Source organism: Fusibacter sp. 3D3 (genome assembly GCF_001748365.1).
GTDB lineage: Bacteria > Bacillota > Clostridia > Peptostreptococcales > Acidaminobacteraceae > Fusibacter_A.
In genome coordinates this window covers 36942-53479 of the sequence record NZ_BDHH01000007.1, presented here as the reverse complement: position 1 = coordinate 53479, position 16538 = coordinate 36942, and the positions used below count along the sequence as shown (strand labels likewise).

At 34.8% G+C, this 16538-nt stretch carries 11 protein-coding genes and 1 other RNA gene; 3 read left to right on the top strand and 9 right to left on the bottom strand.

The features are described from left to right. Positions 1–9 precede the first annotated feature (9 nt). On the bottom strand, positions 10–5361 hold the full coding sequence (locus F3D3_RS09730; RefSeq protein ID WP_069873433.1) for a diguanylate cyclase: 5352 nt from the start codon (positions 5359–5361) through the stop codon (positions 10–12). Positions 5362–5425: 64 nt separating this feature from the next. Further along, positions 5426–5851, bottom strand: coding sequence for a MarR family winged helix-turn-helix transcriptional regulator (locus F3D3_RS09725; protein WP_069873430.1), 426 nt, complete (start codon positions 5849–5851; stop codon positions 5426–5428). A 239-nt stretch (positions 5852–6090) separates the two neighbouring features. On the opposite strand from F3D3_RS09725, the gene F3D3_RS09720 reads away from it, so the two are divergent. Then, the gene (locus F3D3_RS09720; RefSeq protein ID WP_069873428.1) at positions 6091–7092 is read left to right on the top strand and encodes a M23 family metallopeptidase; all 1002 of its coding nucleotides are present in this window, start codon (positions 6091–6093) and stop codon (positions 7090–7092) included. Positions 7093–7102: 10 nt separating this feature from the next. Further along, positions 7103–7684 (top strand): polymer-forming cytoskeletal protein, encoded by a 582-nt coding sequence (locus tag F3D3_RS09715; protein ID WP_069873426.1) that lies wholly within the window; start codon positions 7103–7105, stop codon positions 7682–7684. A gap of 83 nt (positions 7685–7767) precedes the next feature. Here F3D3_RS09715 and ssrS read toward each other — a convergent pair. The 4 genes from ssrS to ltaE all read right to left on the bottom strand — a co-directional run bounded on the left by ssrS (position 7768) and on the right by ltaE (position 10512). Next, positions 7768–7944, bottom strand: a non-coding RNA gene (gene ssrS / locus F3D3_RS09710) — 6S RNA. Between the two features lie 29 nt (positions 7945–7973). Continuing rightward, positions 7974–8882, bottom strand: a complete 909-nt coding sequence (locus tag F3D3_RS09705) for an RluA family pseudouridine synthase (protein ID WP_069873424.1) — start codon at positions 8880–8882, stop codon at positions 7974–7976. 16 nt (positions 8883–8898) lie between these two features. Next, the gene (locus F3D3_RS09700) at positions 8899–9486 is read right to left on the bottom strand and encodes a hypothetical protein (protein ID WP_069873422.1); all 588 of its coding nucleotides are present in this window, start codon (positions 9484–9486) and stop codon (positions 8899–8901) included. A 9-nt stretch (positions 9487–9495) separates the two neighbouring features. Continuing rightward, entirely contained in the window at positions 9496–10512 is a 1017-nt protein-coding gene (gene ltaE, locus F3D3_RS09695; protein ID WP_069873420.1) for a low-specificity L-threonine aldolase, read from the bottom strand. Positions 10513–10992: 480 nt separating this feature from the next. On the opposite strand from ltaE, the gene F3D3_RS09690 reads away from it, so the two are divergent. Then, the gene (locus F3D3_RS09690) at positions 10993–12903 is read left to right on the top strand and encodes a glutamine synthetase (RefSeq protein WP_069873418.1); all 1911 of its coding nucleotides are present in this window, start codon (positions 10993–10995) and stop codon (positions 12901–12903) included. Positions 12904–13037: 134 nt separating this feature from the next. Here F3D3_RS09690 and F3D3_RS09685 read toward each other — a convergent pair whose 3' ends face one another. The 3 genes from F3D3_RS09685 to F3D3_RS09675 form a co-directional block, all read right to left on the bottom strand. Further along, the gene (locus tag F3D3_RS09685) at positions 13038–14285 is read right to left on the bottom strand and encodes a DUF1015 domain-containing protein (protein WP_069873416.1); all 1248 of its coding nucleotides are present in this window, start codon (positions 14283–14285) and stop codon (positions 13038–13040) included. Positions 14286–14301: 16 nt separating this feature from the next. Beyond that, positions 14302–15189 carry a D-2-hydroxyacid dehydrogenase gene (locus F3D3_RS09680; RefSeq protein WP_069873700.1) on the bottom strand — a complete coding sequence of 296 codons (888 nt, stop codon included), beginning with the start codon at positions 15187–15189 and terminating at the stop codon, positions 14302–14304. An 84-nt stretch (positions 15190–15273) separates the two neighbouring features. Further along, positions 15274–16344 carry an alanine--glyoxylate aminotransferase family protein gene (locus F3D3_RS09675; RefSeq protein ID WP_069873414.1) on the bottom strand — a complete coding sequence of 357 codons (1071 nt, stop codon included), beginning with the start codon at positions 16342–16344 and terminating at the stop codon, positions 15274–15276. Between the last annotated feature and the right edge of the window lie 194 nt (positions 16345–16538).

Genomic DNA, 16538 nt, shown 5'->3' with positions numbered 1-16538 from the left:
CAATAAATGTTAAAATAATATATAACTTATGACTAACTTTAAAGTTTCTACAAAGTTATAATTACTAAAATCAAGTTCCTTTTCATGAATCGGTACAGAAATTGAAAGGATTCCTTTTTTCCCAAGTTCATTATAGCTCATTACAATGTACGACTTCCAATTAGGAATATGGGTCATCTTATCGTAAGATACACTTTCTTCCCAATCAATAAAATACTGACTTTCTGTTGTGTTCTGAAATTGATCAAGAAGCCTTTGATTAATATAGATATCTGAGGTCAGTATATCATGACCTTTCTTTTTACTGATCACTTCTTTAATGGTCCAATTTTCGTCATATTTTATAAAACAAATTTCTTCTGCTTCTGTAATATCAAGAAGTGTGATAAAAGTGTCTTTAATGCGATCTTCAGCACTTTTTGAATTTTCCAATTGGGCCAGTATATCCGTTAAGGCTTGCACATTTCGCGTATCCGCAGAAATATTACCCGTTAGAATTCCAGCCAGTTTATCGTATCTGTGGCCTGCTTTAACAAGTTTCTCATGCCAACTATTGGATTGATTACGGCCATTATTTTTAGAGTAATATAGCGCCTGATCGGCTTTCTCCACGAGTTCTTCTTCGTTGACGCCATCATCTGGATAGGTGGATACACCAAGGCTCACTGTGAGTGGCATTTCCTCCCCTAAAAGTTTCTGATGTGCCACTTTAGATCGAATCTTTTCAGCCACTTTTAAGCCATCAACCACATTGGTCTCCGGTAAGATGATTACGAACTCCTCACCGCCATAACGTCCAACATAATCCGTATTTCGAATAGAAGCATTTAACAACTCTCCAATCTTCGAAAGAATTTCATCTCCTTTACGGTGCCCATAAGTGTCATTGACGTTTTTAAATTTATCAATATCAAGCATAATAACCGATAGGCACGTGTTGTTTTGCCTCGAAAGATTGAGTTCTCTTGTAAAAGCAAGCTCAATTGCTTTTCTGAGTTGAACGCCTGTGAGTTTATCAACGGATGAAATTAATTTTAAATTGTAATTGTCCATCATGAGATAGATTAAATTCATAAAGGATTTGCTTTGATTAAAAGATTGTGGGTTAAAGCGATTGATCACATTATTGGTATCCAGAAAAACATATCCAACGACTCTTTTCCTTACAATGAGCAGATCTTCTCGACGCTTTTCAAGTTTCGCACTCTCATTTACAGATTCATAGATCGGAAAAAAGATAATGCCTTTCTGTTCATCTGAAAGAATCTGAACGTTCGTATCCGCATCTAATTTTGATATATAGACACCCTCTAAATCATTTCCAATACTATTGATTAACTTGAGGATATCATACCCTAAAACATCATCTGATGTTTTTATGATTTCATCTATATTATCGTTAACATCCAACATGTAAATCATGCCGCGTTCGGCAATTGTCATATGAATGAGGTACCTTAAAATCATCTGAAGATTTTCTCGGTCATCTTTGCCAAGGCTTTTAATGAGATCCGTGGGCGTTTGAAAAGAAGCGACGGCACTAAATTTATAATGCTCATAGACCGATTTCACAAAACTTTTATTTTGATAAAGCAAATTAAAATGATTTAGATCAAAGTAATCATCAACTGTATCTATGCGTTCTTCAAAATAGATCTGATGACCAGACGTATTCTCAAAGTTTAGAAAATTTTTGATGATTTTATTGATTCTATTTTTAAGGGTCATTTTAGAATCATCATATAAAATATAGGTTTCTTTATATTCTTGAGCAATCTCTATGGATAAATCTGCGATGATATCTAATGACATTAAATAAAATTTAAGGGCATTATACTGATGATTCGCATGATACGCATCATCTCCTAAAAACTTGTAGGCTCTCCAAAGTAATTCTTGCGATTCTTCTTTGATCAGAGGAATCATTTCGTCTACACATTGAAAGCTACCTGCTCCTCGACACGCATCTATAAAAGCTCTTTTCAACCGAACATGCTTTGTATTATAAAGCGCAACAAGTTGATCATCCAATTTAATCAATTTTTTAACTTCAATAAAATCAGCATAATCAATAAAATCAATCATAATATCTAAAAGAAAATTTCTAACGAGCATTGCTTCAGTTGGGTTTTTTACAGTCGAGCTCAATGCCTTAATATCGTCAAAGGGCACTTGCTTGCTCGAAATAATAAGGGCACTTTTTCGATATTTTATAATGAGATCAATGACTTTTATCCTAAAACGTCTATAGTCATCCTTAATCTCATCTGCATCAAAATCATAACGCCATTTTTCGACTTTCATCACACTATTCATCGTAATAAAGTATTCAAAGTGAAGCATGAAATAATCAAATTTATCAAATTCTCTATTTTTTATCGCACTAATTTCATGCTCAAGTCTATTAATCAAAGTATGCGTTTTACCATAATGCTCTATCAGAAGTGAAACATAGCACAAATTGAGCAATGATAAAATAACCATATTCTTATCGCCCACATTTTCAGCTAAAAGATATGACTCTTCAAAATACTTTATGGCCGTTTGAAACTTGCCTTCAATTTTATAGGTCTCCCCTAGATTATTGAGATGTATTGGTGTTGAAACATAGTGATTTCGTGCATTGGCTTTATTGTATGCCTTTCTAAAATATTCTCTTGCAACAATGTAATCTCCCAATTCATCTAAGTAGATTACACCAAAGTTATTATAAATCTTAATGATGTGCTCTTCATCTTCAATTTCATTAAAGATATCAAGTGCATTATTGAAAGCTTCAAGACTTTCATCAAATCGATTCATGAAATGATTGTAACGTCCAAGTTCACTTAAAAACACAGCCGTATAATAACGATGATTTATGGCTTTCGCTTTCGCTAAATAAGAATCAATAAGTTTAAAAACTTTATCTAAATCCCCTTTTTCTGCAAAACATCGACATAAGAGTTGAGCCGATTTAAATTCACCTTCTAGATAGTCAAGTTGCTGGGATTGATCGAAGTAAAACGCTATCTGATCCGTTGCTTTATTAATATCGTACTTGTAGTAATAGATATCTGCCAGTTCAAGTTGGGCATCAATATGATCCTCTGGATAATCCGCTTCAGTCAACTCAATTAAAAATAAGATTTTTTCGTACGCTTTATCTAATTTCCCAATACTAATATAATTCTTGATCAGCTTTTTAGATGTTTTTATAATATTGCTCACATCATATAAATGATCGTATATTTGACTGGCCTGCTCAAGCAAATCAATCCCTTTATGGCTATTAGATTTTTCAATATAATACTTTGAAAAAAGAGCTGAATACTGAGCTGCCTCGACGAAATTCTCCGATGCGATCAAATAATCAATCAAAGTTTCATTGATCTCATCATAAACTTTAAACCGATGCTCATATATAGAGGCTGCCTTTTGTGATAGAGACTTCACTTCTTCTACTGATAATAGATCCACAAAATATTTTTTAACCTCATTTTTATAAAATCCAAAAACATACTCAACATCACTTATACGTTTGTTAAGAATCTTTTTAGACTCCATCTCGAAAATAAAATAGTAAGCTTGCTCCTCGTCTATCTCCGCATAGCTCAGAAGTACATTTAGATTAAATGCGCCTTTTAAAACAGCTATTTTTTTTAAAATTTCAATATGCTTAGGAACAATATCCTCAATCATTTTTATTATTTCCAAATCATTTTCTTCTGCATATTCAAATTTATAACCATCGTCGACTTGATCCAAATTCCACTGTAAATGTTCTTGATCAAAAAAGATCACTTTTTCAAGCCACAATTTCTTGACAAGTCTTTTCGTACTGTTTGGTTTCCCCATAGACTCTATCATAATTCGATGTGTAAACCGATAAGGAATCTTGCTGATGCCAAGAGATTTCTGAACAATTTTACCCGTTTCTTCTAAATTTAAAAACGGTAATTTTACAGGCCGAATGGTATCAGGAAACATCTGATAAGGTCTATCTTGATCCACACCTGTGAAGATCAGCATAAAATTCGCATGGCCTTTATGATGAACCAATTGGTCAAAAAAATACCTTTCATCAGGATGAATATATTCTTCATCATCGACCAATAAAATCATATATTTATTGTTGCTGTATTCTACAAAGAAATTGAAAGCTCTGTTAAGAAGTCTCATCTTTTGAGCTTCTAAATTAAACGGTTTCATTTCTTTTAAATTCCATTTAGAAGTCAGTTCTGGCAATATTTTCGCAAGCTCTTGCCCATATTTTTGTATGAGCAACGGTGAAACATCATCTTGAGTCGCAATAAAGGAAATAATCTCTTTGATTGCATAAAAAGAGTCCTCTTCAGATTTCATTGCATCAATCGTCACATAGGCAATTCGATTGAATTTGGCCGTATATTCAAGTTCCTTGAGCACACGTGATTTGCCAATGCCATTTTCCCCTTGAATATAGATGCCATTTAAACCTACGATTTTCTTCATTTTATCAAATATGATTTCTTTACATTCGGTTATGATGGCATCTCTACCCACAATTATCGTTTTCTCATGAATCCGATCATAGAATTTAATATCATCTTTTTCAACTTCAATCCAAATCAATTTAGTCAATTCATCAATAAACGCTTGTATATGATCATGTCTTTCATCTTTAATATGATTTGATGCCTTTAAAATAAACTTATGAATATCTGTGTTGTTCACATTTTTAGACAAACTCTGAAGTGATTTCAACGTAAAATCCACTCTATAATACAAATAATAGAACATAACGCCTAATGAATAGATATCAGCATGATTGTCAACTTCTTCACCCCATAAGATCTCCGGTGCAATAAATTGTTGATATCTTTCATGATCTAACTTAAAGAAATAGTCATTAATATAATTATTGGCTATATCTTTGAGTTTAAGTTTTATTTGTCCGTTCTCTCTTAAAAGTACTATCGCATTGAAATTGAGATATTTATAAATTATACCTCTGAAATGTAAAAATCTTATCGCTTTACACAGCTGCACGATCACACTATTAATTTCTGATTTATTGAGTTCAAAATAAGGTACCGTTAAATTTTCATCGTAATGCTCGTAAGTGTAAAAAAACTGCTTACGCGTTACCTTACTTCCATTTATCGTATAGATGGGTTTAAATTCATAAGCCGTTAAAATTTGATCGTGTATATATGTGGATATATCTACAAAATTTTCCTCCATAGATTTCATAAACTCATAATTTGATATTTCTGTATCAAATATCCGAATGCGTTTAATTTGATGATTTTTTTTCGTATCTTCAACCAAATATTCAACAACACTGCTTTCTCTTGATAACGTTTCCAAGACGTGATATCGGTTGTTTATAACTTTCAAATAATTACGCCCCCATTATATAATGCCGTCACCCACTGATAAAAGCAGTAAAGCATCGCGTACTTTACAACTCAACTTTTTCATTAAAAATTCTAAAGCTATCATCTATACCATTGATTGTATCTTCACTTAACTCAGTCATAATTTCCGCCACATATTTTCGTCTTGTTTCCATAACACTTTGAAGTAAGTCATGACCTTTTTGAAGGACCTCTATTCTTACAATTCTACGGTCATTTTCGTCTTTTACACGTTTAACAAGTTCGTTTCTCTCCATGCGATCTAATAAATCAGTCACAGTACTGCACGCGAGATACATTCTTGAACTCAACTCACCTATTGTTAGATTCTGTTCATAAATCAAGTATTGCAAAGCTTCAAACTGAGGTGGGGTGATATCAACATCATTTAATATCTCTCTTCCCTTCTTTTTGATTTTATAGCATACTCTTCTTAAATTTTCTTCGATTCTAACAGTTCTTTCATCCATTCCCAATAGGCCTCCATTTTTTATCTCATTATCGTTAAACATAAAAGTTGTTTAAAAACTGATTTTTGTGATATCTATGTTATATCAATAAAGTCACCAACCAGATTTTAACACATTCTTGCATATATTCTATTTTACAGAATAATAGAACTTAGGTAAACTAATTTTTATGGATTCATTGAACTTTTATAAAAAATTGTGATAAAATGATATATAATTTGCTATTCAATGGAGGATATATGAATAAACTCAAAAATTACTTTAGACAAAATAAAGTAACCATCATGGTCATTCCTAAGTCCCAAAAGAGTATTAAGCAATGGCATTTTAACTTAGCGATCGCATTCTCAATATTAATTCTACTAATCCTCGCCAATCTTGCTTTACTCACCACTACCGTCACGACTCGACTACATTCTATCATTTTAACCACACAAAATTCTACCTTAAATAAAAATATGATTATAAAAGAAGATCAACTCCAGTCTTTAGAAAGTATAAATAATCTGAGATTGGAAGAAATCACAGTGCTGAAAACATCTCTTGAGGATACCTTGACCTATGTTAATTCAAGATTAATTGAAATGGATGCCGTCAACCAAAACGTCTCTCAACTTGTATCCATGTTCAATCAGGAGACAAGTTCAAACATTTCTGTTCCGATAAGTCGCTCCTTTGACCGCTTCATTAACACATCCACTGATGGGTTAATCCCTGAAGAGGATGCTCTACTCAGTCAACTGGCAGATCTTATTGCCAATGATGAAATTTCAAAACTCATTTTAGAACAAGGCAATGAATATTCAGAGCTGATCACCACTTTACAATCCCAAATAACTTACTTGGAATGTCGGCCTGATCTATATCCTACTCAGGGTAAATTAACTTCTCCATTTGGTTTTCGGAGAGATCCTGTAACTGGAAAAACAGCTAGTCACAAAGGCATCGACCTCGCAAATGCCACTGGCACAAATGTCTATACAGCCGGTGATGGGATCGTTATATTTGCGGGATGGAACGGTAGCTTTGGCAATGTAATCATTATCAATCATGGTTATGGCTATAAAACCGTGTATGCACATTTAAATGAACTCAAAGCCAGCAAAGGCAGCACCGTTACAAAAGGTCAACTCATTGGAACTATGGGGTCATCTGGTAAAAGTACTGGCACGCATCTACACTTTGAAGTGAGGTTTAATGACACTCAAATCAATCCACTCAATATATTAAAAGAAAAATAGGAGGTCTGTCATGTTTCCAAAGAAAGAAGTCGAATTTAAATTTGACATTATAATTGGTCCAAGTTCTATTATTAAAGGGGATATTGAAAGTGAAGGTAGCATCCGTGTCGATGGTAAAGTACTTGGTGATATCAAGTCGCTTGGCAACATCATAGTTACTGAAGAAGCCTATATTAACGGCAATATAACCTGTATAAATGCAGATATTTATGGCATCGTTGAAGGCAATACAAAAACAAAAGGTAAGATCAATCTTTATCACAAAGCCTCTCTCAATGGCGATATCATCTGCAAAAGTTTTAACACAGAAGAAGGCGCCACTTATAAAGGCAATTGCTTCGTAGATCCCGAAGAAGAAATAGTCATCGAAGTTGATGCCATGATTTCTGAAAGAAACATCGATAAAATCAACAACAATCTCATCGATTTCAAAAAAACACAATCCAATAAAAATAGAAATGATAAATCAAACAACGATAATATTACGAATAACATTACGAATAACAGCACAAGCAATGCCTCTAATACCAACGGAAATAACACTGCTCACAACGAAAACCGAAACAATGCACCTCAAGCTAAAAAAGCATAGAAAAAATGCATAGAAAAAAAGCGATGATGTCGCTTTTTTTGTGTCTAAATTTATGAACTTATATACTGCATTTATGAACTTATATACTGCCCAGAATGCCGTCACCCGATAAATCTCACACCACACCCCAACTAGGTGGGTGGACTATCTTCTGTTTCTGACTTCTACCAAAATTGTAGCGCGTCATACGCAGTAGAACACGTTCTCCCTACGATTAAACAGTGGTTGAATTTATAAGGTGACCAACACCCCAGAACACTTAACTTATTATACCATGAACATCGCCAAATTACAAGATTCTAAGCGATTCTATCAATTCAGTTATATCTTCTGGTAAAGGTGCATTCACCACGATCCATTCACTGCCACGTGGTTTTTTGAATGCCATTTCAAAACAGTGAAGTGCCTGTCTCTCGATTAAATCGGATACGTTACCATACAAGTGATCTCCCACAATACCATGACCAATGTGGGCTAAATGGACTCTAATCTGGTGCGTTCTACCCGTTTCAAGCTTCACTCTCAAAAGGGAGAATCCCTTAAACCGCTCTATGACTTCATAGTGTGTAATTGAAGGCAAACCATCAGGTCTTACTATTCTCAAGATATCGCCTTCCTCTGCCCGCTCTATCGGCTCGTTAATAGTCCCACGATCAGAAGTTAAAACACCTTCTACCACGGCATAATAGATTTTATCAACCGCGTCATTTTGCATTTGTTCGGAGATAAATTGCTGCGCATAAGCATTTTTGGCTATGAGGACAATACCAGAAGTATCACGATCTAGTCGATTAATAAAACGTGTTTTAAAATTTTGATTACTTTTATATTGATAATATGAAATTGCATTGGCTAAAGTCCCTTCTGGGTGCCCTTTGGTTGGATGCACTACCAGAAATGGGGGTTTATTAATCGCCATCATATCGGCGCTTTCAAACACAATATTAATTTCGATGGGATTGGCTTCAAATGTATTTTCATCATGATCAAGCATTAAAGTGATCACATCGCCTGCGTTCACGATCTGGTTTACAGAAGTTTTCTTTCGATTGAGTAAAATATTATGATTACTTTTACATTTTCTAATTAAACGACTTGAAATATTCATACACGTTGCAACGACATCAATTACTTTTAAGCCATTTTCTTTTGCTTCAACTTGATATTCAAGTTTTAGTGTTTCGTCATTTATAAACATGATGCTCCTTTGAATTTTAGAAATTATACCTCAATAATAAATACGAACCCGTTTCAAGTTCTTTAATGATAATATAATGTCTATATTTGTACGATGCGATCTCCCGAATACGCTCCTCTGCAACCGTTTCTAAAAATTCAACGATATCCACATTTGCTTTTTTCCAACCACATCTCAAAAGTTTAGAGATATTATCAGGAGGTAAAAGTTCTAGTGGCAAGGAACCGTAGACGTTCCCATATATAATCTCATGCGTAGACCAAAAGTCATTATGCTTTTCCATCGCACCAGATTCAAGCAATTCTTCTGACCGTTCCTTTGCAAAATATTCAATCTCATTACCTTCATAAACATCGACAAAGTGCATCGGTTTATATAAAAACTCTATCGTATTTATGATTTTATAATCATGATTATGATGTGCCACCGGCTGAATCACGATTTCATCTTCTTTAACATGATCGGACCAATAATCCGTCTTTATTTGACTTGAAATATTTTTTATCAATCTGACACACATATCGACATCTTCTGTTTCATGAGTCACCAAAGCATCTTCAAGCCTTACGACAGCTTCTTTGAGGTCTTCTATAGTATAGTTCATCGCTTCCCCCTAAATGTAATTTTTAATGGCTTTAACGAGGAGATCAATTGCCTCTTTATCAATCCAGTAATGCGTTACAAATCTGTATTCTCCATTTTCAGGCCCATTAATTTTTATGCCCTTTTCATGGAGCTCACTTATAAATCGGTCATCAAGTTCTCTGCTAAATTTCACAAAAACCATATTGATATCCAGTCGATGATCTAGCACTTCAATTTTGTCAATTTCACTTAATTTTTCAGCAAGATATTTTGCATGCTCATGATCTACAGGCAAATGCTCTATCATATCCTCTAGAGCCACTATGCCAGCAGCTGCTAAGAAGCCAACTTGTCTTAAGCCGCCCCCCATAAGTTTTCTCATCTTGCGTGCTTTACTGATAAAGTCTTTTGATCCCACGAGCATAGAACCCACAGGTGCACATAAGCCTTTACTTAAACAGAACATGATTGAATCTGCGCATGCTGCGATTTCAGTCGGCGCTACATCCAAGGCCTTTGCGGCATTAAAAATTCTTGCACCGTCCAAATGCACGGGAACACCATGCTTTTGTGCCAATTCATAAATTTTATGCATGTGCTTGACGCTGACCACAGCCCCACACGAATGTGCATTTTCAACACAGATAAGACCTGTATCTGGATAATGAATATCAGACTCTCTTATCATTTTTTCTATTTCCAAAACACTCATACTGCCGTTGTTGGTTTGAACTTGTCTGAGTTGAACACCAGAAATAACTGCAGCAGCACCTACTTCATGCATCACAATATGACAATCCTGTCCTAAAATGACTTCATCTCCCCTTTTGGTATGCGTTAAGATTGCAAGTTGATTTCCAAAAGTACCGCTTGGTACAAATAATGCAGCTTCTTTTCCAAGTAATTTAGCGCTTTGGCTTTCGAGTTGTTTTACTGTTGGATCATCTTCATAGACATCGTCACCTACAATTGCTTTTGCCATCATTGCTCTCATGTGATCTGTAGGTTGCGTTACTGTATCACTTCTAAAATCATAATATCTCATGGCGTCCTCTCATCCTCTATTGCATTTTTAGTCCATTCTCATATAAAACCATATATTTAAATTATACCATAAAACCAAATTTGATGAACAGTCTTATAAGGAAAGAAAATTTAAAGTAAAATCTTATTCAGAATCCGAATATTATCATTTATAAGACTGAAATTTTATTTTCGCTTGTTCCTTATTGGATAAAAATAAAAATAAATTTTGCGCATTACAAACCGCCTATAATTACAGTGTCTTTACGCCATAAAAAGCTTCACTCTCATATGAAACTACTTTTATATCTAACAATCCACTCGCCATAAACACGAACATTAGACTCAGTTTTATAATATTAATTTTTGATAACACTCTCTTGTATCAATTATAATACAACATTTACGCGCTTTTACGTTACAAAATAAAACTTTACATTTTTTTCTCTTGTGTTATAATAATTCATTATATCAAGGTGTCAGAACCTACAAGGAGGATTTTATGAAAGACTTGCTTTATATCATCAAAGCTGAAGACAAGACAAAAGATAAATTATCCGCATTATTAACAGCTCACCCTGAAGTTCAATTTGTTTCACTACTTGCAGTGGACTTTGGTAATAATCACACTGACGAAAAAGTGCCTGTTAGTCAATTATTGGGTGATGTTGATGGCTTTTTAAAAAATGGTATTCAGACAGACGGTTCTTCCGTTTATTTACCGGAGATTGCAACAATAAACAATGCAAAAGTAGACTTAATTCCAGACTTAACAGCAAATTGGGTTATCGACTACAATTATAGCAATTTAACTTGCGAAGGTACACCCGTGGGCACATTATTGATTCCAGCTTTCTTAATCCATGACGATAAAGAAGTTTGTTCAAGAAGCGTCTTAAAAAATGCCGTCGCAAATTTTAAAACTGAAATTATTGCTCTATTTAGCAACTATCCAGATTTACTTGAAGAATACCCTGAGATCACAAAAACAGATGACATAGAAGATGTTGTATTGACAAGTGCAACTGAACTTGAATTTTGGGTGAAAACACCCGACACTAAAACAGACATCGAAAAATTGTCTGCTTCTCAAAATTTAAAAGAGCAATACTGGAAAAGAACTTATGGTCAAGTGAGAACTTCCCTTGAGCAATCACTTGAAATGCTTGAATTATACGGTTTTGAGCCTGAAATGGGCCATAAAGAAGTAGGTGGCGTTGCCTCTAAGCTTGCGGGCACAAATACATTTACACATGTTATGGAACAATTGGAGATCGACTGGAAATACGACAAGACATTACTTGCTGCCGATAAAGAACTTATTGCGAAAGACATTATCAAAGATGTATTTGAAAAAAATGGCCTTAGCGTAACCTTCCAAGCAAAACCACTTGAAGGCGTTGCAGGCAGTGGTGAACATCATCACATTGGTGCAGCTGTTGTCCTTAAAAACGGCAAGACCGTTAACCTCTTCACACCAAAAGTAATGAGTGAATATTTCATGAGCAAAATCGGCTATGGCGTACTCATGGGACTCCTTAAAAATTACGAAGTGATCAATCCTTTTGTTTCTTCAACTAACGACAGCTTAAATAGACTTAAACCTGGTTTTGAAGCACCTGTTTGTATCGTTTCCTCTTTAGGCCACAGCCCAGAAGTACCCTCTCGTAACAGAACCGTACTCGCTGGACTTGTTAGAGACATGAACAGCAAATACGCAACACGTTTTGAACTCAGAGCACCAAATCCGAATTCCAACACATACCTCTTGTTAGCTGCAGTTTGCCAAGCAGGACTTGATGGCATCAAAGCTACTTTAGACTCTAAACTCAGCTTAAAAGAAGTTGAAGCTGGTTTTAGCAAGTCATATGGCGATGATCACTACTACCTTGATAAAAATCGCGCATACAGAAGCGAAGAGGATGTTTTTGAAGATTACTCTTCTGAAGAAAGAGACCGTTTATTCGGCATGCCACCTAAAACAGTATACGAAAATTTAATTGCCTTTGATAAATACACTGAAAAAGTAGCTTTATTAACTCAAAACGATGTGTTTACGCCTAAGATCATTGCATCCTATAGATCATTTATGTTGTCAGAGTGGTCTATCGAATTAAAAGAAAGAATTATTCCTTCAAACATCAACACGATCAGACGCTTTAAGAAACTACATGGCAATGATGAAATTTCAGATCTTGATGTTGTAAACTGGGAAAAAATTAAATCATTGAAAACTTTCTTAATGAAAGATTCTCTATCTGCGAAGTCGCTCTTCACTAGAATAAGAGAAGCGCTAGATTCAAGTGATTTCCAAACAGCATCTGATCTTCAAGTTAAAATGAACGAAACCATGTCACTGCTCACAAAGCATTATTTAGATTACAAAAGAAATCTAATCATTCTTGAAGAGTAAAAAAAGTTCTGATGCCTTTTGCTAAAACCTAAAACTTTTATAAATTTTAAAATTGATAAAAATAAAAAAAGGTGACACTTATGATGATCTGAATCATCTAAGCGTCACCTTTTTTTATTGTATTTTATTATTAATTAAAATAATCGATGTACAAACAAGCCACTTCTTAATTTAGGCTCAAACCAAGTTGACTTAGGAGGCATTACTTCTCCCGCATTTGCAATATCAATCAAGTCATCCATAGTCGTCGGATACATTGAAAATGCAACGGCAAAACCATTTGAAACTCTCTTCTCAAGCGCTTTTAGTCCTCTGATGCCGCCGACAAAATCAATTCTTTCATTGGTTCGTGGATCCTCTATCCCCAAGATTGGATCTAGAAGATTTTTCTGAAGAATGGATACATCAAGCCTGTCAACAGGGTCATTCTCATCATAAACACCTTTATGAGCAGTTAACTTATACCAAGCATTATCTATAAACATACCAAAAGTTGCTCTGGTCATCGGTTTAAAAGGTTCAGCTTGTTCTACCTTTTCAATATCAAATTTCTCAGATACGAGTTTCATATAGTCATCTTGAGTATGCCCATTCAAGTCTTTTACAACTCTATTGTAATCCATAATAAACAAATCTTCATCAGGGAAGATCACCGACATGAAGAAATTGAATTCTTCAGTACCATCATAATCTGGGTATTGTTCTCTTCTCATGAGGCCAACCTTCACAGATGATGCCGATCTATGATGACCGTCCGCTATATAAAGATAATCAATGCCGTCGAATATTTCAGAAATCCGACTCACTAATGATAAATCATCTAACTTCCATAGAATATGTGTAATATCATCTTCACTTATGAAGTTATAAGTGGGCATATGAAATTTAATCCAATCATTTACAATCAGATTGATTTCATCGTTTTTCCTATAGGTCAAAAATATGGGTTCAGTATTTGCATCACAGTGATCAAAATTTTTAATTCTATCAATTTCTTTAGCGGGTCTTGTAAATTCATGTTTTTTAATCACATCGTTCATATAATCGTCAATGGATGTACAACCCACTAAACCTGTCTGTACTCTGCCGTTCATAATTTGTCTGTATATATAGTAGATCGGTTGCGCTTCAGTCTCTAATGTCCCTTCAGCGATAAAGCGGTCTAAATTTTTACGCGCTGTTTCATATACGATTTGATCATACGGATTTTCAACCTCTGGCAAATCAATTTCAGACCTCGCAATGTGTAAAAAAGAATACGGATTATCGCCAGCCATTTCTTTAGCTTCTTCTCTATTCATGACATCATAAGGTAAAGAAGCTACCTTGGAAGCTAATGCTTTCTTTGGTGTTATGCCTTTAAACGGTTTAACAACTGCCACTCTAATACCTCCAAATTTAATTTATATTAAAAAAATTATTGATAACCTCTATCGTTTCAAAGCCAATACGCTCTTGAGCTTCTGCAGTGGATGCACCAATATGCGGTGTACACGAAACTTTCGGATGATCGACTAGCGCTTGATTTAAAGTGGGTTCCTCTTCGAATACATCGATCCCAGCACCAGCAACTTTTCCATTGTTAAGCGCATCTAAAAGCGCCTTTTCATCAATAACCCCACCACGAGCAGTGTTGATCAAATAAACGCCATCTTTCATCAGTTCAAATTGTTCTTTTTTAATGGTCGCACCTTTAGTTTTGTCATAAGGGATGTGTAAAGATATATAATCTGATCGCTTTAACAACGCCTCTAAAGTGAGGTATTCAAGATCCGGGTATTTCTCAGGCTTACTAAATAGATCTGTATAAACGACAGTCATTCCAAGTCCCTTCGCTCTGATCGCAACTTCATGCGAAATTCGACCCATGCCCACTAATCCTAAGATTTTACCATTTATTTCTGTTCCACTGTAATGTTTTTTGTTCCATTCACCTTTTTTCATAGTCACATTTGCCACATGAATATGACGTGAAAGTGCAAAAATATGCGCAATTGCAAGCTCTGCAACAGCAGCACTACTTGAGTTCGGTGTGTTTTTTACTGTAAAACCATTTTCTTCAGCATATACATGATCGATATTATCGATGCCGACACCTGCTCTAATCATGAGCTTTAGGTCTCCACCTTTAATCTGATCAATCAATGCCTTACGAATTTTAGTTGCCGATCTGATGATGATCACATCTGAATTTCTCATTTTTTCTACCAAGGCATCACCATCATAATGATTGGTATCAACGAAGTTGCCTGCTTCAACAAGTACATCTACTGCAATTTTGTCCATGCCATCATTTGCTAATATTCTTAAACTTCCCACTTGTAAGCCTCCTAAAAAATATAAAACCCTTTAAACATCTAATCAACTGTACTATAAACTTAAAATATCCTCAATTTCTTTTAATAAATTTTGAAGATCTTCCATTTTTGTATCAGCCATGTGTGCAATCCTAAAAGTTTTATCTTTTAAAGAGCCGTACCCATTAGAAATCATATAACCACGTTTTCCAAGTTCTTTATTCAAATCAGAAACACTAATTTCTTTTGTATTTTCAATTGTCGTCAATGTGTTAGAAGCATATTGCTCTTCAGCCAACATTTCAAAATGTTTACGCGCCCATGCTCTAACGACTTTTGCCATTTCTAAATGTCTAGCAAATCTGTTTTCAAGTCCCTCATCCAAAATCTTGTCCAATTGATAGTCTAAAGCAAACATATGCGGCAAAGAAGGTGTTGATGGATATTGATAATCTTTCTTTTGAACATAATCGTAAAGGGATAACAAGTCTAAATACAATCCCCTGTGAGGTACCTCTTTAGCAGCTTCCATCGCTTTCATAGAAAAAGAACAGATCGAAAGCCCTGCAGGTAAACCCAAACACTTCTGTGTCGAAGTAATACAGATATCAACACCTAACTTGTCCACTTCAATCTTTGTGCCCCCCATAGAACTCACTGTATCTAAACAGAAGATTACCTCAGGGTATTTTCTCACGATCTCAGCAATCTCTTCAACAGGATTCATAATACCCGTAGAAGTTTCATTATGTGTAATTGTAACTAAGTCATATTCGCCAGTAGCAAGGGCTTTATCAACCATTTCAGGTGTTGTTGGTTGTCCTAATTCCGATTTAAAAATATCAGCTGGAACATTATTAGCAACTGCCATTTCATACCATCTGTTTCCAAAAGCACCTACTGAAAAGACGGCTGCTTTCTTTCTTGTACAAGATCTTACAGCACCTTCCATTAAGCCACTTCCTGAAGAAGTTGACAAAAGAATTTCATTTTCTGTATACATTACTTTTTTCATTTTGTCGGAAATGCTTCTTTGTAAAGCCGAAGCTTCCTTGGTTCTGTGTCCAATTTGCGGTGTTGCCATTTTTAAAAGTACGTCTTCACTTACATCAACTGGTCCAGGAATAAACAATCTTTTATGCATTCAAATCACCTCAAAGTATATTATTAAATCATGTTAATCATAACATTTAATCAGGCTGATGACAACATTTGTCCCGCACTCTTTTACACTTTTCTTCTTAATATATTTTAATAAATAAAAAAAATACATAAAAAAACATCAACCTTGAAAGTGACGCCGAGTTGATGTCTCTTATGTACAGCGTTTACTATAAT

Coding starts and splice junctions, on each gene's coding strand:
- F3D3_RS09720 (WP_069873428.1), top strand. CDS start 6,091: ATGAATAAACTCAAAAATTACTTTAGACAAAATAAAGTAACCATCATG.
- F3D3_RS09680 (WP_069873700.1), bottom strand. CDS start 15,189: ATGGACAAAATTGCAGTAGATGTACTTGTTGAAGCAGGCAACTTCGTT.
- F3D3_RS09690 (WP_069873418.1), top strand. CDS start 10,993: ATGAAAGACTTGCTTTATATCATCAAAGCTGAAGACAAGACAAAAGAT.
- F3D3_RS09705 (WP_069873424.1), bottom strand. CDS start 8,882: ATGTTTATAAATGACGAAACACTAAAACTTGAATATCAAGTTGAAGCA.
- ltaE (WP_069873420.1), bottom strand. CDS start 10,512: ATGAGATATTATGATTTTAGAAGTGATACAGTAACGCAACCTACAGAT.
- F3D3_RS09725 (WP_069873430.1), bottom strand. CDS start 5,851: ATGGATGAAAGAACTGTTAGAATCGAAGAAAATTTAAGAAGAGTATGC.
- F3D3_RS09700 (WP_069873422.1), bottom strand. CDS start 9,486: ATGAACTATACTATAGAAGACCTCAAAGAAGCTGTCGTAAGGCTTGAA.
- F3D3_RS09675 (WP_069873414.1), bottom strand. CDS start 16,344: ATGCATAAAAGATTGTTTATTCCTGGACCAGTTGATGTAAGTGAAGAC.
- F3D3_RS09715 (WP_069873426.1), top strand. CDS start 7,103: ATGTTTCCAAAGAAAGAAGTCGAATTTAAATTTGACATTATAATTGGT.